General features: G+C 73.5%; 17 protein-coding genes. 10 read left to right on the top strand and 7 right to left on the bottom strand.

The window, feature by feature from the left end; genetic code table 11:
* Positions 1 to 192 precede the first annotated feature (192 nt).
* Positions 193 to 1152: a phosphatase PAP2 family protein gene (locus LO772_RS24030; protein WP_231774105.1), complete on the top strand. Its 960-nt coding sequence runs from the start codon at positions 193 to 195 to the stop codon at positions 1150 to 1152.
* Here the strand turns inward: LO772_RS24030 and LO772_RS24025 are convergent.
* Complete coding sequence (locus LO772_RS24025; protein ID WP_231774104.1) at positions 1113 to 4163, bottom strand: bifunctional [glutamine synthetase] adenylyltransferase/[glutamine synthetase]-adenylyl-L-tyrosine phosphorylase; 3051 nt, start codon at positions 4161 to 4163, stop codon at positions 1113 to 1115. The genes LO772_RS24030 and LO772_RS24025 overlap by 40 nt on opposite strands.
* A 55-nt stretch (positions 4164 to 4218) precedes the next feature.
* Here LO772_RS24025 and LO772_RS24020 point away from each other — a divergent pair, with 55 nt between their 5' ends.
* The gene (locus LO772_RS24020; protein ID WP_231774103.1) at positions 4219 to 4830 is read left to right on the top strand and encodes a TetR/AcrR family transcriptional regulator; all 612 of its coding nucleotides are present in this window, start codon (positions 4219 to 4221) and stop codon (positions 4828 to 4830) included.
* A 12-nt stretch (positions 4831 to 4842) separates the two neighbouring features.
* Here LO772_RS24020 and LO772_RS24015 read toward each other — a convergent pair whose 3' ends face one another.
* Entirely contained in the window at positions 4843 to 6204 is a 1362-nt protein-coding gene (locus LO772_RS24015) for a glutamine synthetase family protein (protein ID WP_231774102.1), read from the bottom strand.
* Between the two features lie 197 nt (positions 6205 to 6401).
* Between LO772_RS24015 and LO772_RS24010 the strand changes: the two genes are divergently transcribed.
* Genes LO772_RS24010 through LO772_RS24000 form a run of 3 tightly spaced genes read left to right on the top strand, consistent with a single transcriptional unit; the run spans position 6402 to position 9602 of the window.
* Complete coding sequence (locus LO772_RS24010; RefSeq protein WP_231774101.1) at positions 6402 to 6860, top strand: carboxymuconolactone decarboxylase family protein; 459 nt, start codon at positions 6402 to 6404, stop codon at positions 6858 to 6860.
* Positions 6857 to 7816 carry an RNA polymerase sigma factor SigJ gene (gene sigJ / locus LO772_RS24005; protein ID WP_231774100.1) on the top strand — a complete coding sequence of 320 codons (960 nt, stop codon included), beginning with the start codon at positions 6857 to 6859 and terminating at the stop codon, positions 7814 to 7816. The genes LO772_RS24010 and sigJ overlap by 4 nt, the downstream gene beginning before the upstream one ends.
* A 25-nt stretch (positions 7817 to 7841) precedes the next feature.
* Positions 7842 to 9602 carry an NAD+ synthase gene (locus tag LO772_RS24000; protein WP_231774099.1) on the top strand — a complete coding sequence of 587 codons (1761 nt, stop codon included), beginning with the start codon at positions 7842 to 7844 and terminating at the stop codon, positions 9600 to 9602.
* Positions 9603 to 9611: 9 nt separating this feature from the next.
* Here the strand turns inward: LO772_RS24000 and LO772_RS23995 are convergent, their stop codons facing one another.
* The 4 genes from LO772_RS23995 to LO772_RS23980 form a co-directional block, all read right to left on the bottom strand.
* Positions 9612 to 10601 (bottom strand): MBL fold metallo-hydrolase, encoded by a 990-nt coding sequence (locus LO772_RS23995; protein ID WP_231774098.1) that lies wholly within the window; start codon positions 10599 to 10601, stop codon positions 9612 to 9614.
* A gap of 128 nt (positions 10602 to 10729) precedes the next feature.
* Positions 10730 to 11770, bottom strand: a complete 1041-nt coding sequence (locus tag LO772_RS23990) for an endonuclease/exonuclease/phosphatase family protein (RefSeq protein WP_231774097.1) — start codon at positions 11768 to 11770, stop codon at positions 10730 to 10732.
* Between the two features lie 186 nt (positions 11771 to 11956).
* The gene (locus tag LO772_RS23985) at positions 11957 to 12613 is read right to left on the bottom strand and encodes a TetR/AcrR family transcriptional regulator (RefSeq protein WP_231774096.1); all 657 of its coding nucleotides are present in this window, start codon (positions 12611 to 12613) and stop codon (positions 11957 to 11959) included.
* A 3-nt stretch (positions 12614 to 12616) separates the two neighbouring features.
* Positions 12617 to 14185 (bottom strand): MFS transporter, encoded by a 1569-nt coding sequence (locus tag LO772_RS23980; RefSeq protein ID WP_231774095.1) that lies wholly within the window; start codon positions 14183 to 14185, stop codon positions 12617 to 12619.
* A gap of 243 nt (positions 14186 to 14428) precedes the next feature.
* Here LO772_RS23980 and panB point away from each other — a divergent pair, with 243 nt between their 5' ends.
* Together panB and LO772_RS23970 are read left to right on the top strand one after the other, a co-directional pair.
* Positions 14429 to 15334, top strand: a complete 906-nt coding sequence (gene panB / locus LO772_RS23975; RefSeq protein WP_231774094.1) for a 3-methyl-2-oxobutanoate hydroxymethyltransferase — start codon at positions 14429 to 14431, stop codon at positions 15332 to 15334.
* A 340-nt stretch (positions 15335 to 15674) separates the two neighbouring features.
* Positions 15675 to 16454, top strand: coding sequence for a site-2 protease family protein (locus LO772_RS23970; RefSeq protein ID WP_231774093.1), 780 nt, complete (start codon positions 15675 to 15677; stop codon positions 16452 to 16454).
* Between the two features lie 21 nt (positions 16455 to 16475).
* Here the strand turns inward: LO772_RS23970 and LO772_RS23965 are convergent, their stop codons facing one another.
* Complete coding sequence (locus tag LO772_RS23965; protein ID WP_231774092.1) at positions 16476 to 16670, bottom strand: DUF3046 domain-containing protein; 195 nt, start codon at positions 16668 to 16670, stop codon at positions 16476 to 16478.
* A 104-nt stretch (positions 16671 to 16774) separates the two neighbouring features.
* On the opposite strand from LO772_RS23965, the gene LO772_RS23960 reads away from it, so the two are divergent.
* The 3 genes from LO772_RS23960 to LO772_RS23950 all read left to right on the top strand — a co-directional run bounded on the left by LO772_RS23960 (position 16775) and on the right by LO772_RS23950 (position 23290).
* Entirely contained in the window at positions 16775 to 21637 is a 4863-nt protein-coding gene (locus LO772_RS23960; RefSeq protein ID WP_231774091.1) for an ATP-dependent helicase, read from the top strand.
* 288 nt (positions 21638 to 21925) lie between these two features.
* The gene (locus LO772_RS23955) at positions 21926 to 22732 is read left to right on the top strand and encodes a DNA-formamidopyrimidine glycosylase family protein (RefSeq protein ID WP_231774090.1); all 807 of its coding nucleotides are present in this window, start codon (positions 21926 to 21928) and stop codon (positions 22730 to 22732) included.
* An 81-nt stretch (positions 22733 to 22813) separates the two neighbouring features.
* Complete coding sequence (locus LO772_RS23950; protein WP_231774089.1) at positions 22814 to 23290, top strand: hypothetical protein; 477 nt, start codon at positions 22814 to 22816, stop codon at positions 23288 to 23290.
* Positions 23291 to 23361 lie beyond the last annotated feature (71 nt).

The raw sequence follows: 23361 nt of genomic DNA, 5'->3' as shown, positions 1-23361 counted from the left end.
AAGTCGGCACCCGGCGCGCACCGTTCATCGCCAATCCCGATGCAGGGGCCGTACTGCGCGGGAAATCCCGGCGTGTGTCTCCGTGTTGCCCCCACACGGAGGCCAATCGGCGTCCGCACGAGGGAAAAGTCGGCCCGGAACGGTACCTGCGGATGATCGGCGGCACCCCTGTCTCTGGCAGACTGGTGCTTTATGGGGGGCACAGAATCCCGGGAGACCCAGCCGCGGTCGCTGCCGAAGTCGTCGGCGGCGTCGGGCTCCACAGCCACCGAGATCGGACCGCCCACGGCTGCCGTCCGGTTCCTGCGCTATGTGCGGACGCCGCGGCGTCCCAGGTTCGTCGTCGAACTGGCATTGGTGGCACTGAGTTATTGGGTCTACTCGCTGATCCGCAACGCGGTGCCCAACCGCGAATCGCTCGCGATGGAACGCGCGTGGCAGCTGCTCGACTTCGAGAAGACGCTGCACATCGACATCGAGTATTCGATCAACCACGCGATCAACAAGGTCACCTGGCTGATCGTCGGGATGAACTACTATTACGCCACCCTGCACTTCGTCGTGACCATCGGTGTGCTGGTGTGGCTTTTCCACTGGCATCCGGGGCGCTACGGCGCGGTCCGCTGGGTCTTGTTCATCACGACCGCGCTCGCGCTGTTCGGGTATTTCTTCTACGCCCTCGCTCCGCCGCGGCTGCTGCCGGGCGCCGGCTACATCGACACGGTCCTCGTCCACGAGACGTGGGGGTCGATGGCGTCGGGCGACATGAAGAACGTGTCGAACCAGTTCGCGGCGATGCCGTCGATGCACATCGGCTGGTCGACCTGGTGCGCCCTGGCGATCTGGAAGTTCGCCCGGCCGCTGTGGGTGCGCGTCCTGGGCCTGCTCTACCCGCTGCTGACGCTGACCGTCATCATGGCCACCGGCAACCATTTCCTCCTGGACGCGGTCGGCGGGTGGGTCACGCTCGCGGCGGGCTTCGCGATCCAGCGGCTGGTGTTCGCGCGCTCCGCCTACCGTTTCCCCCGGTACACGCCCGACGACCCACGGTCGGAGGAGTACCGGGCCCGGACGGCGTCCGAGGACGTGCCGGGGGGCGGGGCGACCGACTCTCAGCGCGAGCCGGCCGGGGTCTCCTCGCCCTCGCCGTAGAACACCCGTTCGACGACCGAGCGTGCGTGCCGGGTGATGCGCCGGTAGTCCTCGATGACCGTTCCGGCGCCGACCGGCCCGGCCTCGGTCGCGCGGTAGCCGAGCAGACGCGCGACCCCGGCGAGTTCGCGCACGTCGAACGGGAACTGGTCGGACGGGCGGCCTCGCACGACCATGACCGCGTTGCGGACGCGCGTCGCCTCCACCCACGCCTCGTCCAGTTCCCGGGCGTCCTGTTCGTCCAGCAGTCCGGCCGCGGCAGCCGCCGCCAGCGCCTCGCGCGTCCCGGTGGTGCGCAGCGCGGGCACCGTGTGCGCGTGCTGCATCTGGAGGAGTTGCACGGCCCACTCGACGTCGGCCAGGCCGCCGCGCCCGAGCTTGGTGTGTGTGGTCGGGTCGGCGCCGCGCGGCAGGCGTTCGGCCTCGATGCGGGCCTTCATGCGGCGGATCTCGCGGACGTCCTTGTCGTCGAGCCCGGCGGCGGGCCAGCGCAGGGGCGCGATGAGGTCGAGGAACCGCGCGCCCAGGTCGGCGTCCCCGGCGACGGGCGCGGCGCGCAGCAGGGCCTGGCTCTCCCACAGCTTGGACCAGCGGTCGTAGTAGGCACGGTACGAGGCGAGGGTGCGGACGAGCGGGCCCTGGCGTCCCTCGGGGCGCAGGTCGGCGTCGACGACGAGCGGCGGATCGGCGGCGGGAAGCTGCAGCAGACGGCGCAGCTCGTTGGCGACGGCGTGCGCCTGCTTGGCGGCGACCGGCTCCGCGACGCCTTCCTCCGGCTCGTGGACGAACAGGACGTCCGCGTCGCTGGCGTAGCCCTGCTCGTGGCCGCCGAACCGGCCCATGCCGATGACCGCGAGGCGCGTGCCCATCGCGGCACCGGTCTGCCGGGCGTATGCGTCGGTCGCGGCGCGCAGCGCGCCGGTCAGCGTCGCCGCGGTCACGTCGGACAGCGCGCGGCCGACCTGGTCGACGTCGAGGTGGCCGAGGACGTCGGCGGCGGCGATGCGGAACAGTTCCCGGCGGCGTACGCTGCGCGCGATCTGGACCGCGACCTCGGCACTCGGCGCCCGCCCGACCGCCGCGAGGATCTCGGACTCCAGCGCGCTCAGCGAGCGGGGCCGCAGGCCGTCCGGGTCGCCGAGCAGCGCGACCGCCTCGGGGGCGCGCAGCAGCAGGTCGGGGGCGAGGCGCCCGGAGGACAGCACGCGGGCCATGTTCTCGGCCGCCGCGCCGCCCGCTCCGGCCCCGGAGTCGCGCAGCAGGCGCAGGTACCAGTGGGTGTTGCCGAGGGCGTCGGAGACCTGGCGGAAGGCCAGCAGGCCCGCGTCCGGGTCGGCGGAGTCGGCGAACCAGCCGAGCATGACCGGCAGCAGGGTCCGCTGGATCGCGGCACGGCGGCTGACGCCGGACGCGAGCGCCTCCAGATGCCGCAGCGCGCCCGCGGGGTCGGCGTAGCCCAAGGCCTCCAGGCGCTGCTCGGCGGCCTTCGCGGTCAGGCGCGCCTCCCCCGGTTGCAGGCGCGCGACGGCGTCCAGGAGCGGGCGGTAGAACAGCTTCTCGTGCAGGCGCCGCACTTCGTGCCGAGTGCGCCGCCAGGCCGCCTCCAGTTCGCCGACCGGGTTGGCGCGGAAGCCCGTCGAGCGGCCGAGGCGGCGCAGGTCGGCGGTGTCGGTGGGCAGCAGGTGGGTGCGGCGCAGGCGGTGCAGTTGGACGCGGTGCTCCAGGAGCCGCAGGAAGCGGTACGCCTCGTCGAGGGACGCGCCGTCGGCGCGTCCCACGTACCCTTCCGCGGACAGGGCGGAGAGGGCTTCCAGGGTCGAGCCGCTGCGCAGCGACGCGTCGGCGCGGCCGTGCACGAGTTGCAGCAGTTGGACGGCGAACTCGATGTCGCGCAGCCCTCCGGGCCCGAGCTTGAGTTCGCGTTCGACCTCGGCGTGCGGGATCGAGTCGACGACGCGGCGGCGCATGGCCTGCACGTCGGGGACGAAGTTGTCGCGCTGGGCGGCCGTCCACACGAGGGGGGCGATGCTCTCGGTGTAGCGGTTGCCGAGGGTGCTGTCGCCGGCGACCGGGCGGGCCTTGAGCAGGGCCTGGAACTCCCAGGTCTTGGCCCAGCGCTCGTAATACGCGAGGTGGCTGGCGAGGGTGCGGACGAGGGGCCCGTTGCGGCCCTCGGGGCGCAGGTTGGCGTCGACGGGCCAGATGGTGCCCTCGCGGGTGGTGTGCGAGCAGGCCCGCATCATGGCGGCGGCGATGCGGGTCGCGGCGGCCAGGGCGCGGGCCTCGTCGACGCCGGGTGGGGCGTCGGCGACGAAGACGACGTCGACGTCGCTCACGTAGTTCAGCTCGCGTCCGCCGCATTTGCCCATGCCGATGACCGCGAGGCGGCACTGCCCGGCGTCCTCGGGCAGTTCGCGGGCGACCAGGCCGAGTGCGGCGTCGAGGGTGGCGCCGGCCAGGTCGGCGAGTTCGGCGGAGACCTGGGCGACGTCGGCGGTGCCGCACACGTCGCGCGCGGCGATGGAGAGCAGGCAGCGGCGGTACGCGACGCGCAGCGCGTCGAGCGCGTCGTCTCCGGTGAGGGGCTTGCGGGTGGGGTCGTCGAGGGCCGCGCCGAGGGTGCGGCGGAAGTATTCGGGCGTGGGGTGGGCCTCGTGGACGTCGTACGTGACGAGCGTGCGCCAGTCGTCGGGGTGGCGCGCGAGGTGGTCGCCCAGGGCCGCGCTGACGCCGAGGACGCCGAGCAGGCGGTCGCGCAGGGGCTTGGCCGCCGCGAGTGTGGACAGCAGGACGGAGCGGTCGTCCGCGGTCTCGGCGAGCCGCACGAGGCCGAGCAGGGCGAGGTCGGGATCGGCGGTGGCGGCCAGCGCCTCCAGCAGTTGCGCGGGGTCGCGGACGCTCGCGAGGGCGGGGTCGGCGAGCCGCCGCACGGCCGCGTCGACGTCGGTGAACCCCAGCCTGACCAGGCGGGCTGTCGAGACTCCGGGACTGACCGGTTCCGATGTGGCCATCCGTCGAGACTATCGGCGCGGTGTCCGGCGCGTACCGCTGCATTAGCGTGTGGGCATGCGCAACGGTGTTCCCTCGGACAACACCCCGGCCGACAGACCCGCGCGGCCCGGGCGGCGCACGCTGACCCGGGACGACTGGGCGGGCGCGGCGCTGGAGGCGATGCGGGAGAGCGGGCTCGGGGCGATCGCGGTCGAGCCGCTCGCCGAACGCCTGGGCACCACCAAGGGCAGTTTCTACTGGCACTTCAAGGACCGCGACGCGCTGATCCGCGCGGCGCTGGAGCGCTGGGTCGACGAGTCCGACGCGATGATGGCCGCCGCCGCCCGCATCGCCGACCCCGTCGAACGCGGGCGGTGGCTGACCGAGCTGGCGTTCACGTCCCCGCAGAGCGCGGACGTCAGTACGACGCTGCTGGTCAATTCGACGCACCCGGTGGTCGGGCCGTTTCTGGAGCGGGTGACCGAGGAACGCATCGCGTGGGGTGCGCGCCTCAACGAGGAACTCGGCTTCGCGCCCGATGTGGCGCGCCGGCACGCGCTGGCGGCGTGGACCGTCGCGGTCGGTATCGCGCTCGTGCGGCGGGGTGCCCCGCGGCTGCTGCCGCGGGGCGAGGAGGCCGACGCGTTCAAGCGCTACATCATGGAGCTGCTGAGCCCGCCGCGGTGACCCGCGCCGGGGTCACAGGACCGGCAGGTACTTGGCCAGCTCGAACGGCGTGACCTGCTGCCGGTACTCCTCCCACTCGTGGCGCTTGTTGCGCAGGAAGAACTCGAAGACGTGCTCGCCGAGGACTTCCGGCAGCAGCTCGCTGCGCTCCATCAGCGCGATGGCCTCGGCGAGGTTCTGCGGCAGCGGTGCGATGCCCAGCGCGCGGCGCTCGGCGTCGGTGAGCGCCCACACGTCGTCCTCGGCGCCGGCCGGCAGCTCGTAGCCCTCCTCGACGCCCTTCAGGCCCGCGCCGAGCAGGACCGCGAAGGTCAGGTACGGGTTGCACGCCGAGTCGATCGACCGGACCTCGATCCGGGTCGACTGGCCCTTGGTCGGCTTGTACATCGGCACCCGCACCAGGGCGGAGCGGTTGTTGTGGCCCCAGCAGATGTACGACGGCGCCTCGCCGCCCATGCCCGCGGTCCGCGCGGAGGCGCCCCACAGGCGCTTGTACGAGTTCACCCACTGGTTGGTGATCGCGGCCATCTCGGCGGCGTGCCGCAGCAGCCCCGCGATGAACGACCGGCCGACCTTGGAGAGCTGGTACTCCGCGCCCGCCTCGTAGAAGGCGTTGCGGTCGCCCTCGAACAGCGACAGGTGGGTGTGCATGCCGGAGCCCGGGTACTGCGAGAACGGCTTCGGCATGAAGGACGCGTGCACGCCCTGTTCGAGCGCGACCTCCTTGACCACCAGGCGGAAGGTCATGATGTTGTCCGCGGTGCTGAGGGCGTCCGCGTACCGCAGGTCGATCTCCTGCTGGCCGGGCGCGCCCTCGTGGTGGCTGAACTCGACCGAGATGCCCATGTTCTCCAGCATCGTGATCGCCAGCCGCCGGAAGTCGTGGCTGACCATCTGCGGCGTGTGGTCGAAGTAGCCGCTGTGGTCGACCGGGGTCGGCGCGCTCCCGTCCAGGGGCATGTCCTTGAACAGGAAGAACTCGATCTCGGGGTGCGTGTAGAACGTGAATCCCCGGTCGGAGGCGCGCTCCAGCGTCCGCTTCAGCACGAAGCGGGGGTCGGCGAACGACGGCGAGCCGTCGGGCATGAGGATGTCGCAGAACATGCGCGCCGTGCCGGGCGCCTCGGCCCGCCAGGGCAGGATCTGGAACGTCGCAGGATCCGGTTTCGCGAGCATGTCGGACTCGTGCACGCGCGCGAAGCCCTCGATCGCGGAGCCGTCGAACCCGATGCCCTCCGCGAAGGCCTGCTCGAGTTCGGCAGGGGCCACCGCGACGGACTTCAGGAAGCCGAGAACGTCGGTGAACCACAGGCGCACGAACCGAATGTCGCGCTCCTCCAGGGTGCGGAGCACGAACTCCTGCTGCTTATCCATGGGTACATCTTGACCTGTTCCGGTTGCGAACACATTACGGCCCCTCCAACAGCGCGTGAGGCCCGCGCTCACCGGACTGACGGGGGTGACCGGGGTCACATCGGGGGCTGTCACGCCGGGTACCGGCTGCCCCGTCGTTCTGTCGGCCGCGCCGCATCGGGCGGCGCGGCGGCCCCCAGCGGAAGGCGGGACCCACGATGCGCGAGCGCGCCCTGAACATGCAGGCCACGGCGCCCGAGGGCTACAAGGCCGTGCTCGGCCTGGAGAAGTACGCCCGGGCCAATGTCGAGCGCACGCTCTACCACCTGGTCAAGACGCGCGCCTCGGTCATCAACGGCTGCGCGTTCTGCGTCGACATGCACACGCAGGACGCGCTGGCCGAGGGCGAGGACGTCCGCAGGCTGTTCGGCGTGACGGCGTGGCGGGAGGTCCCGCACTTCTTCAACGCGAGGGAGCGGGCGGCGCTGGCCCTGACCGACGCGGTCACCCGGATCAGCGAGGGCGGCGTGCCGGACGACGTCTGGGCCGAGGTCCACGCGGTCTTCGACGAGCGCGAGGCGGCCGACCTGCTGCTCGCGATCTCTACCATCAACGTGTGGAACCGGCTCGCGATCAGCACGCACATGCGGCCCCCGAACCCCCCGAAGGCGGCATGACGGAGACCATCCCCGGCGGCCGGGTGCGGGAGGCCGGGTGCGACGAGGCGTTCGAGCGGCACCGCCCGGTGCTGCTCGGCCTCGCGTACCGCATGCTCGGCAGCTGGTGGGACGCCGAGGACGTCGTCCAGGAGGCCTGGCTGCGCTGGCGCCGCGCGGTCGCCGACACGCCCGTCGAGGAGCCGCGCGGCTGGCTGGTCACCGCGACCACCCGGCTCGCCCTCGACCAGTTGCGGTCGGCTCGGAGGCGGCGCGAGTCGTACGTCGGCCCGTGGCTGCCCGAGCCGGTGCCATCCGGGCGGCTCGCGCTGGACCCGGCCGAGTCCGCGGCGCAGCGCGCGACGGTGTCGCTGGCCGCGCTGCGCCTGATGGAGCGGCTGTCGCCACCGGAGCGCGCGGTGTACCTGCTGCGCGAGGCCTTCGAACTGCCGTACCAGGACATCGCGGAGGCGGTGGGGGTCACCGCGGCCCACGCCCGCCAGCTCCACCGCCGTGCCGCGGCGCACCTCGACGGCGACCGGGCGCGTTTCGCGGTCGACTCCGCCGAGCACCTCGCGCTGGTCGAGCGGTTCGTCGCGGCGGCGGTGACCGGCGACCGCAGCGGGCTGGAGTCGCTGCTGGCCCGGGACGTGGTGCTGTGGAACGACGGCGGCGGCCGGGCGCGTGCCGCGCGCAGGCCGATCCTCGGGCGGGACAAGGTCGCGCGGTTCCTGCTGGGCGTCCTGGGGCGCCGCGCGCCCGCCGACGCGTATGTGGTCGCGGTCAACGGCGGCCACGCGCTGCTGCTGGACTCCGGGGAGCGCCGGCTGCTGCTCAGCCCGGAGATCCGCGACGGCGGCATCGCGGGGATCCAGGGTGTCGTGAATCCCGACAAGCTGCGCGGTGTCGCGGTGCCCGGCGGGCACGACCGCGCGGCGAGACGTACGCCACTCTCGGCCGACTATTCGTCACACTGACGTCAACCATGGGTAGGCTGGCACCGTGCCTCAGCTTCGGATCGCCCTCAGTCAGATCAACCCGACGGTCGGCGACCTCGCCCGCAACGCGGACCTGGTCGTCGCGTGGACCAAGCGCGCGGCGGAACAAGGCGCCCACCTGGTCGCCTTCCCCGAGATGACGCTCACCGGCTACCCCGTCGAAGACCTCGCGCTGCGCTCCTCGTTCGTCGAGGCCTCCCGCCGCACGCTCGACGCGCTGGCCGTCCGGCTCGCCGACGAGGGGCTGGGCGACCTCGCCGTGGTCGTCGGCTACCTCGACCGCAGCGCCACGGCCACCCCCCGGCTCGGGCTGCCGGCCGGAGCCCCGCAGAACGCGGTCGCGGTGCTGCACGGCGGCCGGGTGGCCATGCGGTCGGCGAAGCACCACCTGCCCAACTACGGGGTGTTCGACGAGTTCCGCTACTTCGTGCCCGGCGACAAGCTCGCCGTGGTCCGCGTGCACGGCGTCGACGTGGCGCTGGCGATCTGCGAGGACCTGTGGCAGGACGGCGGGCCGGTCGCCGCGGTGCGTGCCGCCGGAGCCGGGCTGCTCATGGTGGTCAACGGCTCGCCGTACGAGCTGGCCAAGGACGACGTGCGCCTCGAACTCGCCCGGCGGCGCGCGGCCGAGGCGGGGTGCGCGCTGGCGTACGTCAACATGGTCGGCGGCCAGGACGAACTGGTCTTCGACGGCGACTCCCTGGTGGTCGACGCCGCCGGCGCGGTGCTCGGCCGCGCGCCGCAGTTCGAGGAGTCGCTGCTCGTCGCCGACCTCGACCTGCCCGCGGCGTCGACCGACGCGAGCGCGTACAACGCGGGCGACGTGGTCGCCGACGGCCTGACGATCGAGACGGCGACGCTCTCCGAGGCACCAGCCGCCGCGTACGAGCCGCGACCGCCGGTGATCGCCGCCAAGCTGTCGGACGACGCCGAGATCTACGGTGCGCTGGTCGCGGGGCTGCGCGACTACGTCGTCAAGAACGGCTTCTCCTCCGTGCTGCTCGGCCTGTCCGGCGGCATCGACTCCGCCCTGGTCGCCGCGATCGCCGCGGACGCCATCGGGGGCGCGAACGTGTACGGCGTGTCGATGCCGAGCCGCTACTCCTCCGAGCACTCCAGGGACGACGCCGCCGACACCGCCGCGCGCATCGGGCTCGACTACCGGCAGGTCCCGATCGCGCCGATGGTCGACGCGTACCTCGGCTCGCTCAAATTGACCGGGCTAGCCGAGGAGAACCTCCAGGCGCGTGTGCGCGGCACCACGCTGATGGGCATCTCGAACCAGGACGGGCACCTCGTGCTCGCGACCGGCAACAAGAGCGAACTGGCCTGCGGCTACTCGACGCTGTACGGCGACGCGGTCGGCGGTTTCGCCCCGATCAAGGACCTGCCCAAGACGACGGTGTGGCGCATCGCGCGCTGGCGCAACGCCGAGGCGCTGCGGCGCGGCGAGGTGCCGCCGATCCCGGAGAACTCCATCAGCAAGCCCCCGAGCGCCGAGCTGCGCCCGGACCAGAAGGACTCCGACTCGCTGCCGGAGTACGACCTGCTCGACGACATCCTGGACCGCTATGTCGAACGGGACATGGGCCGGGACGCGATCGTCGGCGCGGGGTTCGACCCGGCGCTGGTGGACCGCGTCCTGAAGCTCGTGGACACCGCGGAGTACAAGCGCCGCCAGTACCCGCCGGGCACCAAGATCTCCCTCAAGGCCTTCGGCCGCGACCGCCGCCTGCCGATCACCAGCCGGTGGCGCGAGAGCTGACCCGCCGGCTCAGCCGCCCGAGGACTGGTGCTGTTCCGGGAGGCGGCTGCCGGGATGGATCCACGGCAGGATGTTCGCCGGGCCGCCGGAGGCGTCCTGCCGCCGCACGGCCCGGAAGAACTCCAGGACGTCGCGGTCGGTGTGGCGGAGGCTGAAGTGCGTGAGCACGAACACCGTCTCCGGATGCGCGGCGACGATCGGGGCCAGGCGGCTCCAGACCGTGTGGCCGACCCGGTCGGCGCGTTCCTTCTCGGCGTCGTCCAGGAACGTGCACTCCGTGATGAGCACGGGATAGTCGAACAGCCAGGGGTTGTCGGCGAAGACGTCGGTGTGCGTGTCGCCGAGGAACGCGAACAGCGGGCGGTGGGTGACCTCGTCCACCGCGACGCCCTCCCGGCGCTTCCGCGCCATGATGCGGCCGAACTCGGCGCCTCGGCCGGTGCCGAGCAATTCGGCGCGCAGCTCCGCGTATTCGGGGAGCAGCGAGGTGACGGGCGCGGAGAACGCGTAGCCGACGCACGGCACTTTGTGCTCGCACCGCACGACGCGCACCCGGTGGCCGCGGCGGCCGAAGGTGAACGTGTCGCCGCCGCGCACCCCGTGCAGGCGGTGGCCTCCCGCGAGCGCCGGGTCGTACGCGGCGCCGTGGTTGAGCTCGGCGGAGGAGCGCAGGTAGGCCTCGGCGAACGGGACCGCCTCGGCGGGCAGCCAGATGTCGGTGCCGCCGTCCCGGTCGGCGAGGAAGTCGAGGTCCTTCACGTGGTCGTGGTGCGTGTGGGTCAGGAAGACGTTCTCCGCTCGGCGGCCCTCGCACAGCCCCGCGTCGAGCACGCACCTGAGTTCGGGGATGTGGAAGAAGGTCTTGTCGTTGGCCCGCGAGTACCCGGTGAGGGTGAGGTCGCCGGGCATCCGCCAGGTCTTCCACTGGCGGAACGGGTGGCCCTCGACGAGCGGTTCGGGGTGTTCCGCGAGTCCGGACGGTGGGAAGGCCCGTGTCATCGGTGCTGCGCCTTTCGCTGGTGCCTCGGATGCCCAGCGGCCCAGCGTAGGCGGCGAACTCCCGCGCGGTCGAAGGGATTTGCGTCCCGCGTCGGGGGCGGTTCGGGGTGGACCGGGGGCGGACCGGGTCAGAACGCCAGGTCGGCGCTGATCGGCCGGTGGTCGCTCGGGGTCTTCGGCAGCACCTTGGCACTCACGGTGTCGAGGCCGCGCACCAGCACGTGGTCGATCGCCGCCATCGGGAACGACGCGGGCCATGTGAAGCCGAACCCGCCGCCCGCGGCCTCCTGCGCGTCGGTGAGGCCGTCGGTCAGCGGTTCCAGGCCGCGGTCGTCGACGGTGCCGTTGAGGTCGCCGAGGACCACGACCCGCTCGGCCGGGTCGGCGTCGACCGCGTCGGCGAGGCGCCGCACGGTCTCGTCGCGCGAGGCGACGCCGAATCCGTCCGGCCGGAAGCGGACCGAGGCCAGGTGGGCGACGTAGACGGCGACGTCCCCCCGCGGGGTGCGGACCTCGGCGCGCATCGCGCGGATGAAGCCCATGCCGACGTCGACCGGCGTGACGCGCGTGATCGGATAGCGGCTCCACAGCGCGACGGTGCCCTCGGCCGCGCGGTGCGGGTAGGCCGCGTCCAGGACGGCGCCGTACGCGTCCCGCTCACCGGTCGGGATCTCCTCCAGCGCGACGATGTCCGCCTCGGCCCCGAGCAGCGAGCGGGCGGTCCCGGCGGGGTCGGGGTTCTCGGCGTTGATGTTGTGCGTCACCACGCGCACGTCGTACGGGCCGCTGCCGGCCGACGAGAAGACCGTGCCGCCGAACATCGCGAGCCACACGACCGCGGGCAGGACCGTCGCCACCAGCGCGGTCCACGACCTGCGGACGGCGGCGGCCAGCAGCAGCGGCGGCACCAGGACCGCGGTCCACGGCAGGAACGTCTCGACGAGCGAGCCGACCCGGCCGGGGGTGTTGGGAATCAGGCCGTGCCCCGCCATGAGCAGGGCGACGACGACCGCGCACGCCGCGACGACCCGGCCGCGCCGCCAGGCCGGCCGCCGCAGGCCGTCCCGGACGACGTCGCGGACGCCGGCGAGGCCGGGCCGGCGTCCCGGAGGCCGACCCGGGACGGGCGCCGGCGGCGCCTGGGTGTCCGCCGCGGTGCTGCCTGCCATGTCGTCTCCCCGGGTCGCACGGCGCGGGCGTCGAGGGCGCCGTGCCGAATATCGCGTACGTCCTTGCAGGACGCGTGCGGCGGTTCGGGGGGTTCCGCGTCCCCGGCTCCGGCACGGTTCCGGGACACACTCGTCACAAACCGGGCGCCGACCGTACCGCCCGGGCACGGCCCTCGCGGCGGGACGTCAGCGGGTCGTCTCCGCGGCGCCGGCCGCGACGCCGTGCAGCACGGTGTCGACGATCAGCTCGGGCAGCTCGGCGGGGATGTCCAGGTCGTCGACCATCTTGCGGATCAGCAGCGGCCCGGTGAGCAGGTCCTTCATCAACTCGATCGGCACGTCGCCGCGCAGTTCTCCGGTCGCGACGCCGCGGCGCAGGACCACGCGCATGGCCTCGCGGCGGCGCTCTATGACCACCTCGTGGTAGCGGCGGTGCAGCTCCGGGTGCCGGCCCACCTCGCCGAGGACCAGCGAGACCAGGCCCTCGGCGCGGCGGTCCATCATGTTCTGCCGCATCACGGTCAGCAGGCGGATCAGGTCGTCGCGCACGTTCACGCCATCCAGCTCGGGGATCGGCTGCTCGGCGGCCTCGACCGCGGCGATGACCAGCGCCTCCTTGTTCGACCAGCGCCGGTAGATGGTCGCCTTGCCGACCCCGGCCTCCTGCGCGACCGCCTCGACGGACACCGCGCCGACGCTGCGGTGCCGCCCGATCAGCCGCAGCGTGGCGTCGAGGATGGCGCGTTCGGCCGCGGCGCTGCGCGGACGGCCGCGCGGGCGGGCACACGGCACCGGCCGCGTGCCGGGCCCGACCGCTTTCGCGTCGTCCATCTGGGAACTCACCGGTCAGACCTTAGCGTCCTCGCGTACCTCCTCCGCTGGGCCGGGGACGGCCGGGGCGGCCGGGCGCGGCAGCCAGCGGAACACCACGAAAGCGCCGATGGCGGCGACGATCGCGGAACCGAGCGCGGCGTAGTGCATCGCGCCGATGAACGCGTCCTTCGCGGGCTCCACCCACGCGAGGCCCGACGGGCCGGCGTGCTCGGCCGCGCCGAGCGTGGCCTCGATGGACTCGTCGGCGCCCTTGGGGACGCCGTTGCCGCCGATGCGGTCGCGGTAGACCGACGACAGCACCGAGCCCAGCACCGCGACGCCGAGGGCGCCGCCGATCTGCCGGACGGTGTTGGTGACGGCCGATCCCGCGCCCGCCTTCTCGCGCGGCAGCGACGCCATGACCGAGTTGGTCGCGGGCGGCATCACCAGCGCCATGCCGACGCCCTGGAAGAAGAAGACGCCGCACAGCAGCCACATCGGGGTGTCGCGGCCCATCGGGGTGAACGACAGGAACGTCGCGGTGACCACCAGCATGCCGACGGTGGTGACCGCGCGGACGCCGAACCTGCGGACCAGCCCGGCGCTGCGCGGCGCGAAGATCAGCTGCCCGACGGCGAGCGGCAGCAGGAACAGGCCCGTCTCCAGCGGGGTGTAGCCGCGCACGCTCTGCAGGTAGAACGCCATGAAGAAGGTCACGCCCATGAGCGCGAAGAACACCAGCCCTATGGCCGCGGCGGCGGCGGAGAAGGCCGGTTCGCGGAAGAACTTGACGTCCAGCGCCGGATGGTCGCTGCGGCGCTCGTACCAGACGAAGACCGCGAGGATCACGACGCCGACGGCGATGGTCAGCAGCACCATCGGGCTGGTCCAGGAGTCCTCGCCGCCCTTGATGATGCCGTAGACGAGGGAGACCAGCCCGGCGATCGACAGCGCGACACCGACCGGGTCGAGCTTGCCGGGGCGCGGGTCCTTGGAGTCGGGGACGACGAAGATCATCGCGAGTACGCCGATCACGACGATCGGCACGTTGATCAGGAAGACCGAGCCCCACCAGAAGTGTTCGAGCAGGGCGCCGCCGGTGATGGGCCCTATCGCGATGGCGAGGCCGACCGCGCCCGACCAGATGCCGATGGCCTTGGCCCGCTCGTGCGGTTCGAAGACGTTGCTGATGATCGAGAGCGTGGCGGGCATCACGAAGGCCCCGCCGAAGCCCATCAGGGCACGCGCCGCGATCAGCTGGCCGGGGCTCTGCGACATCGCGGAGAGGAACGACGCGAGGCCGAAGACGATCATGCCGAAGAGCAGCAGCTTCTTGCGGCCGAACCGGTCACCCAGGATGCCGGCGGTGAACAGCAGACCGGCGAAGACGAGGGTGTAGGAGTTGATCGCCCATTGCAGTTGGCTCTGCGACGCGCCGAGTCCTTCGTCGGGGTCGGCGATCACCTTGATGGCGACGTTGAGGATCGAGTTGTCGAGGACGACGACCAGCAGGCTGATCACCAGCACGCCGAGGATGTACCAGCGGCGGCGGTGGATGTGCGGGTCGACGGTACGCGGCGGCTCGGCCGCCTGAGAGGTCATGACGGGGGTCCCCCACGAAGATGCGTGCGCTGGTGCGAAACGGGATTCGAAACGGGCGTGTCTCGATTTTCTCTCCCTGACGGTACTCGCTTTTACGATACGAGCCAGTCTCGTATAGCAAACATTCGGCAAACCGCGCGCGACCGACAAGCCGCGGTGGCCCCTGTTCCCATCGAACGTGTCGTGTCACCATGGCGTTAGTCCGGGGACGCCGACCGTGCGCCTCGAGATGAGGAGTTTGCGATGTCCGAGCAGCATGCCCAGCAGCCCAACGCCTCCGCCCCCGCGCCCACCCCGCCGGCGGCGTCCGAAGGCCCCGGGCTCACCCTCTACGGCGGCACCGGCACCGGTCGGCGCGTCACCGTCCGCGACCTCGCCCGCGCCAAGAAGGCCGGCGAGCGGTGGCCGATGCTGACGGCGTACGACGCGATGATCGCCTCGGTGTTCGACGACGCCGGCATCCCCGTGCTCCTGGTCGGCGACTCGGCCGGCAACAACCACCTCGGCTACGAGAACACCATTCCGGTGACCGTCGACCAGCTGGTCATGCTGACCGGCGCGGTCGTCCGCGGCACGAAGCGCGCCCTCGTCGTCGCCGACCTGCCGTTCGGCTCCTACCAGGCCTCGCCCGCGCAGGCGTTGGAGACCGGCGCGCGCTTTCTGAAGGAGGCCGGCGCCGGTGCGGTCAAGCTCGAGGGCGGCGCCGCGATGACCCGGCAGGTGGAGGCCCTCGTCACGGCGGGCGTCCCCGTCATGGCCCACCTCGGGCTGACCCCGCAGTCGGTCAACGTGCTCGGCGGCTACCGCGTGCAGGGCCGCGGCGACGAGGCCGCGGCGCAGCTGATCGCCGACGCCAAGGCCATGCAGGCCGCGGGCGCCTTCGCGGTGGTGCTGGAGCTGGTCCCCGAGGAGCTGGCCGCCCGGGTGAGCGCGCAACTGGACATCCCGACCGTCGGGATAGGCGCGGGCGCGGGCTGCGACGCGCAGGTACTGGTCTGGACCGACATGGCCGGCCTGACACCCGGCAAACTGCCGAAGTTCGTCAAGCGGTACGCCGACCTGCGCACCACGTTGGGCGACGCGGCCCGGTCCTTCGCCGCCGACGTCGTGGGCGGCGACTACCCCGGCCCGGAGCACGCGTTCCACTGACCGACGCCGCGACCCGGCGCGACGCGCTTTCCGCCGATCACGCCGCCGGAGCGCGCGTCCCGCCGCACGGCACCGACGGCGCCGCGCGGCGCCACAACCCCGGCCCGGAGTGCGCGCACCCCTGCGCCGCCTCGCACGAGGCGGTGGGCGCGGCTGCGGGCGGGTGCCCCGACGGGCCCCGGGATCGGGCCGCCACCCGATCCCGGGGCCGTCGGCCCCGCCCGCCGCGATACTCCGGGGCCCGGAGGCGGTCACCCGGGTGACCGCCTCCGGGCGTCCCCGACCGCGACGCCGCCGGGGGCACCTGTGCGGGGCCACCGAACACCGTCATACTGCTCCAATGACCGACGCGTGGACCCGCCCCGGCTCACGGCTGCGGCATGTGCGGCCCTCACCCATCTTCCTCGCGCTCGTCGTGGTGTTCGCCGGGACAGGCGCCCTGCTGTGGCGCGGCTCGGGCGACCAGGAGATCCAGGTCTTCCTGTTCGTCATGACAGGCTGGCTCATCTCGCTGTGCCTGCACGAGTTCATGCACGCCTTCACGGCACTGCGGGCGGGCGACACCTCGGTGATCGGCAAGGGCTATCTGACGCTCAATCCGATCAAATACAGCGACCCGCTGTTCACCTTCATCATCCCGACGATCTTCGTGCTGCTCGGCGGCATCCCGCTCACCGGAGGCGCCGTCTACATCGAACGCGACCGCATCCGCAAGCGCGTGCAGCACAGCCTCGTCTCGGCGGCGGGCCCGCTGACGAACGTGACCATCGCCGGCATCTGCGTCGCCCTGATCAACTCCTCGGCGCTGGACGGCGCGAGCCCGTCGTTCTACGCGGCCTTCGTGTTCTACGCGCAGCTGCAGATCATCGCGGCCATCCTCAACCTGCTCCCGGTGCCGGGCCTGGACGGCTACGGCGTCATCGAGCCGTGGCTGTCGTACGACTTCCGCCGCGCGATCGCGCCGTACGCCCCCTTCGCGCCGCTGCTGCTCTTCGGCCTGCTGTTCACGCCGGAGATCAACCACTGGTTCTTCGACCAGGTGCACCAGGTCACCGAGGCGCTCGACGTACCGGACGAATGGGCGTCGCTGGGCTACCGGCTCTTCCAGTTCTGGAAGTAGCCGCCCGGACGCAGCCGCCGGTCAGCGGTGTGCCGGGGGCACGTCCATCGCCGTGCACACCGCGCGCCAGACGTCCTTGGCGTCGAAACCCGCGTCGAGGGCCTGGACGACCGTACGGCCGCCCAGCTCGGCCATGACGTGGTCGCGCGCGAACGAGTCGGCGTAGGCCGCGCCGAAGTGCGCGCGCATCCGCTCCCAGAAGTCGGTCAGTCGCATGCCCCCATTATCCCGGGCGCCCCCGGGGCACCGGGCGCGCCGGTACCGCGCCCGCGACGGCCCGGGGGCGCGTTGTCGGTGCCGCGAGGCACGATGGAACGGCTATGCATGACCACGACGCGCCCTCCCCCGGAAGCGAAGACCCCGCGGCGGTCCTCGACGCCTTCTCCCCCGCCACCCGAGCCTGGTTCTCGGGCGCGTTCCACGCGCCGACGGCCGCCCAGGCCGGTGCGTGGCGGGCGATCGCCGAGGGGCGCGACGCGCTCGTCGTGGCGCCGACCGGATCCGGCAAGACCCTGGCCGCGTTCCTCTCCGCTCTCGACCGCCTCGCCGCGGAGCCCCCGCCGGCCGATCCGCGCCGCCGCTGCCGCGTGCTGTATGTGTCACCGCTGAAGGCGCTCGCGGTCGACGTCGAGCGCAACCTGCGCGGGCCGCTCGCGGGTATCCGGCAGGCGTCCGTGCGGATGGGGCTGCCGGAGCCGCAGATCGAGGTCGGCGTCCGCTCCGGCGACACCCCCGCGGCCGACCGCCGCCGGTTCGCCGCCAAGCCGCCGGACATCCTGATCACCACCCCCGAGTCGCTGTTCCTGATCCTCACCTCGCAGGCGCGCGACGCGCTGCGCGGCGTCGACACGGTCATCGTCGACGAGGTGCACGCCGTCGCGGGGACCAAGCGCGGCGCCCACCTCGCGCTCACGTTGGAGCGCCTGGACCGGCTGCTCGACAAGCCCGCCCGGCGCATCGGGCTGTCCGCGACCGTGCGTCCGGTCGACGAGGTCGCGAGGTTCCTGTGCGGCACCCGCGACGCCGCGATCGTGCAGCCGCCGGCCGCCAAGACGTTCGACCTGTCGGTGGTCGTGCCCGTGGAGGACCTGGGCGAGCTGAGCGCGCGTCCGACCGAGTACGACGAGTTGGGCCAGGTCCGGCGGGCGTCGGTGTGGCCGCACGTCGAGGAGCGGATCGTCGACCTGGTCGAGGCGCACCGGTCGACGATCGTGTTCGCCAATTCGCGCCGTCTCGCCGAACGCCTGTGCGGGCGCCTCAACGAGATCGCGCACGAGCGCGCGACCGGCGAGGCGCTGCCCGAGTCCTCGGCGCCCGCCGAGCTGATGGCGCAGGCCGGCAGCGGCAGGGGGGCGCCGCCCGTGCTGGCCCGCGCCCACCACGGGTCGGTGTCCAAGGAGCAGCGGGCCGTGGTCGAGGAGGACCTCAAGGCGGGCCGGCTGCCCGCGGTGGTGGCCACGTCCAGTCTCGAACTGGGCATCGACATGGGCGCGGTCGACCTGGTCGTGCAGGTCGAGTCGCCGCCGTCGGTCGCCTCGGGGCTCCAGCGCGTGGGCCGTGCGGGCCACCAGGTCGGCGCGGTGTCGCGCGGCGTGGTCTTCCCGAAGTTCCGCGGCGACCTCGTGCAGACGGCGGTGGTGACCGAGCGCATGCGCGAGGGCGCGATCGAGGCGGTCCGTCCGCCGCGCAACCCGCTGGACGTCCTCGCGCAGCAGATCGTCTCGATGGTCGCGGTGGAGGACTGGGACGTCGAGGAGTTGCTGGCCCTGGTCCGCCGGGCCGCGCCGTTCGCGTCGCTGCCGGTGTCGGCGTACGAGGCGGTGCTCGACATGCTCGCCGGGCGCTACCCGAGCGACGCCTTCGCCGAGCTGCGCCCGCGCCTGGTCTGGGACCGCGTCGCGGGGACGCTGAGCGCGCGGCCGGGCGCGCAGCGGCTCGCGGTGACCAGCGGCGGCACGATCCCCGATCGCGGCCTGTTCGGGGTCTTCCTCGCCGCGGGCGACGACGCGCGCAAAGGCGGCCGGCGCGTGGGCGAGCTGGACGAGGAGATGGTCTACGAGTCGCGGGTGGGCGACGTGTTCACACTCGGCACGTCGTCGTGGCGCATCGAGGACATCACGCACGACAAGGTGCTGGTCACACCGGCGCCCGGAGTGCCCGGCAAACTGCCGTTCTGGCACGGTGACGCGCTCGGCCGCCCGCTCGAACTCGGGCGTGCGCTGGGAGCGTTCGTCCGAGAGATCGGGGCGATGGACGAGGCGCGGGCGCGCGAGCGGGTGGCCGCGGCGGGGTTGGACGCGTGGGCGGTCGACAACCTCCTCGCGTACCTCGCCGAGCAGCGTGAGGCGTGCGGGCACGTGCCGGACGACCGGACGATCGTCGTCGAGCGGTTCCGCGACGAGTTGGGCGACTGGCGGGTGGTGGTGCACTCGCCGTTCGGGGCGCAGGTGCACGCGCCGTGGGCTCTGGCAATCGGGGCGCGGCTGCGGGAGCGGACCGGGCTCGACGTGCAGACGATGCACGGCGACGACGGGATCGTGCTGCGGCTGCCCGACACCGATCCGTTCGGGGGCGACGGCAGCCTCGACCTCGACAGCGATTTCAGCCTGCCGCCGGATTTCGCGGTGTTCGACGCCTCCGAGGTCGAGCCGCTGGTCACGGCCGAGGTGGGCGGTTCGGCGCTGTTCGCGTCGCGGTTCCGCGAATGCGCGGCGCGGGCGCTGCTGCTGCCGCGCCGGGTGCCGGGTCGGCGCACTCCGCTGTGGCAGCAGCGTCAGCGGGCCGCGCAACTCCTGTCGGTGGCGAGCGAGTACGGCTCGTTCCCGATCGTTCTGGAGACGATGCGCGAGTGCCTTCAGGACGTGTTCGACGTGCCGGGCCTCGCGGGGCTGATGGCCGACATCACGGCCCGCAAGGTGCGCATCGTGGAGGTGACCACCCCGGAGCCGTCGCCGTTCGCGCGGTCGCTGCTCTTCGGCTACGTCGCGCAGTTCATGTACGAGGGCGATTCGCCGCTCGCGGAACGCCGGGCCGCGGCGCTCGCGCTCGACTCGCGGCTGTTGTCGGAGCTGTTGGGGCAGGCCGAGCTGCGCGAACTGCTGGATGCGGACGTCGTCGCGCGCACCGAGGCGGAGTTGCAGCGGCTCGCCGACGACCGGCGGGCGCGCGACGCGGAAGGCGTCGCCGATCTGCTGCGGCTGCTGGGGCCGCTGACGACGGAGGAGGCCGCGGCGCGCAGTCTGGGCACGGCCGCCGAGACGTCGCGGTGGCTGGTCGCCCTCGAAGAGGCCCGGCGCGCGATCCGCGTGCGTATCGCGGGGGTCGAGCGGTGGGCGGCGATCGAGGACGCCGGGCGGTTGCGCGACGCGCTGGGCACCCCGTTGCCGGTGGGGGTTCCGGAGGCGTTTACCGAGCCGGTCCGTGATCCGCTCGGTGACCTGCTGGCACGGCACGCCCGGACGCGGGGTCCGTTCCATGCGGCGGACGCGGCGGCGCGCTTCGGGCTCGGCACCGCGGTGGTGGCCGGGGCGTACGAACGCCTGGCGGCGTCGGGGCGGGTGGTGTCGGGCGAGTTCCGGCCGGGCGGCGCGGGCACCGAGTGGTGTGACGCCGAGGTCCTGCGGATGCTGCGGCGGCGCTCGCTTGCGGCGCTGCGGCACGAGGTCGAACCGGTCCCGGCAATCGCGCTCGCCCGCTTCCTTCCGGTGTGGCAGGGGGTGGGCGGCGCGGGAGCGCGCGGTCTGCGCGGCATCGACGGGCTGGTGCGCGCGGTCGAGCAGTTGCAGGGCGCGTCGGTTCCGGCGTCGGCGTTGGAGAAGCTGGTGCTTCCCGCCCGGGTGTCGGGCTATCAGCCCGCGCTGCTCGACGAGCTGTGCGCGAGCGGCGAGGTGGTGTGGACCGGGCACGGGGCGCTGCCGGGCAACGACGGCTGGGTGTCGCTGTATCTCGCGGACGCGGCACCGCTGGTGGCGCCGCCGCCCGCGCCGCTGGACGCGGGGCCGGTGCACCGGGCGATCCTCGACGCCCTGGCCGCGGGCTACGGCCTGTTCTTCCGTCAGATCGCGGACCGCGTCGCGGAGTTGCTGTCGGACGCGGGTGTGGCGCCGTCCGACGCCGAGGTCGTCGAGGCGCTGTGGGACCTCGCGTGGGCCGGGTACGTCACCGGCGACACGCTGGCGCCGCTGCGCGGGCTGATGGGGTCGGGCCGGACGGCCGGGTCGACCGCGCACCGGGCCCGGCGGGCGACGCCGCGCGGACGCTACGCGGGCCTGGGACGCGGCGGGCGCCCGCTGATGCCCGCGCGCACGGCGCCGCCGAGCGCGGTCGGGCGGTGGTCGCTGGCCCCGGAGCGCGAGGCCGATCCGACGCGGCGGGCACACGCGCTCGCGGAGACGCTGTTGGACCGGCACGGGGTGGTCACGCGCGGGGCGGTGGTCGCCGAGGGCAGCCCCGGCGGGTTCTCCGCGGCGTACCGGGTGCTGTCGGTGTTCGAGGAGACCGGGCGGGTGCGCCGCGGCTATTTCGTCGAGGGCCTGGGCGCCGCGCAGTTCGCGGCGGACGGGGCGGTGGACCGGCTGCGGGCGCTGCACCAGGCGGCCGAGCGGCGCGCCGAGGCGGGCGCGGGCGATCCGTTCGGCGGCGTCCCCGGCGCGGGGCCGGGCTTCGGCGGCGGACCGGACGAGCGCGGTCCGCATCACGCGAAGCCGGGTTTCCCGGGCGCGGAGCCCGAGCGGGCGGCCCGCGCGGGTGGTCCCGGTGCCGGGCCGTCCGGGGGCCGACCCGGTTTCCGCGCCACCGACGACGGCGGACCGCGCGCGCTGCTGCTGGCCGCCGCCGATCCGGCCAACCCCTTCGGCGCCGCGCTGCCGTGGCCGGACCGCCCGGGCGACGCGGCCGGCGGGCATCGCGCCGGGCGCAAGGCGGGGGCGCTGGTGGTGCTGGTCGACGGAGCGCTGGTGCTGTATGTCGAGCGCGGCGGCCGGTCGCTGCTGACGTGGACGGAGGACCCGCTGCGGCTTCAGCCGGCCGTCGACGCGCTGGCGCTCGCGGTCCGCGAGGGGGCCCTCGGCAAGCTCACGGTCGAGCGTGCGGACGGCGAAGGGATCCTCACCTCGTCGCTCGGCCGCGCGCTCGAGGCCGCGGGCTTCCACGCCACCCCGCGCGGCCTGCGCCTTCGCGGGTGAGACCTTTTCGTTACTTTCTCGCCCGCCGGACGAAACACGCTGGTCACGTCCGTCGCGCAGTATCGAGTCACGGAGGCAACGCCATTCCGTACCTCCACAGGAGGAACCTCGCCCGTGACGACCCTGCACGCGCCACGGTAGGGGCAGAGCACAACCGGTGTCGCACACGTGTTCCTGGCCGCACGGATGTGACACCGGTTGTGCTCCCTTGGCGTCCGGGCACCGGTTGCGCGGCTCCCGCCGACACGCGGGTTCCCGGCGACGGGGACGTGCCGGAGACTGGGACGCATGCCCGAAGGTGACACGGTGTTCCAGACCGCGACCCGGCTGCGCGGCGCGCTCGCCGGCCGGGTGCTGACGCGGACCGACTTCCGGGTGCCGCGCCACGCGACCGCGGACTGGTCCGGCCGTACGGTGCTCGGCGTCGTCTCGCGGGGCAAACACCTGCTGCTGCGCGTCGACGGGGGCCTGACGCTGCACACGCGCCTGGGCATGCCCGGAGCGTGGCGGATCCGCCGCGCATCGGGCCGCGACGCCGCGCGTCCCGGGTCCCTCGGGCGCGACCAGGTGCGCGTGGTCCTGGCCAACGACGCCTACACGGCGCTGGGCATGCGCCTGCCGGTCGTCGAGTTGCTGGGGACCGCCGACGAGGAGCGCGCGGTCGGCCATCTGGGACCCGACCTGCTCGGCCCGGACTGGGACGCGGACGAAGCGGCCCGGCGGCTGGCCGCGCAGCCGGCCCGGCCGATCGGCGAGGCCCTGCTCGACCAGCGCAACCTCGCGGGCGTCGGCAACGTGTACCGCGCCGAGCTGTGCTTCCTCGGCGGGGTGTCGCCGTTCGCGCGCGTCGACGCGGCGGGCGACCTGCGCTCGCTGGCGGACCTCGCGCACCGCGCGCTGTCCGCCAACCGCGAGCACATCGGCCACGTCACCACCGGGGATCCGCGCCCGGGGCGGGAGAACTGGGTGTACGGCCGCGCGGGACGCCCGTGCCGCCGCTGCGGGACGCCGATCCGCAGGACCGAGGCCGGCGAGCCGAAGCGTGTCGTGTTCTGGTGCCCGGCGTGCCAGCCGGCGGCGGACGACGGCCGGTGACACTCGTCAGGGGGATTTCGGGTGACCGGCGGCCGGGCGCGTCGTCCTCCAGGGTGACCGCGCCCCGCTGGGAGGATGCCCGTGACCCCTCGTCGTCCGTCGCGCACGGCACTGTTGGCGCCGTTCGTCGCGATGCCCCTGCTCGCGGGCTGTGTGTCCGGGGGATCGGGGGCGCCGGAGCCGTCCCCGGGCCTTCCGGTCGCGGTGGCCGAGCCGGTGGCGCCCAGCGCGCCGGTGCTGCCGGAGGCCGCCGCCGTGGCGCGCGCGACGGCCGGGCCCGCGCCCGGTGCCGCGCCGCCCGCGACGCGGCAGCCCGCAGGTGACCCGGCGCCGGACACGGCCGCCCCTCGTGCCCCCTCGCACCGTCCCGCGCCCACGCGCGGCACGACGCCGACCAGGCGGCCCGCGCCGAGCCCGACCGCGTCCGTCCCGGCCGCAGCACGGGAGACCACCATCGTGCTGACCGCGGACGTGTGCCAAGGGCTCGCGGAATACGGGGTGTTCGAGCCGAACGGCGACATCCACCGCTGGTGTCTCGCGCAGCAGCGGGCCGGTTGACCCGAGCCACGGCGCGGCGATCGGCCACCCGGCTTGCCCCGCACGTTTATTGACTGTTCGTCAGATCGTAT

It is taken from the genome of Yinghuangia sp. ASG 101, assembly GCF_021165735.1.
GTDB lineage: Bacteria > Actinomycetota > Actinomycetes > Streptomycetales > Streptomycetaceae > Yinghuangia.
The sequence above is the reverse complement of the archived record's forward strand: the minus strand, read 5'-3'. Positions and strand labels throughout refer to the sequence as shown.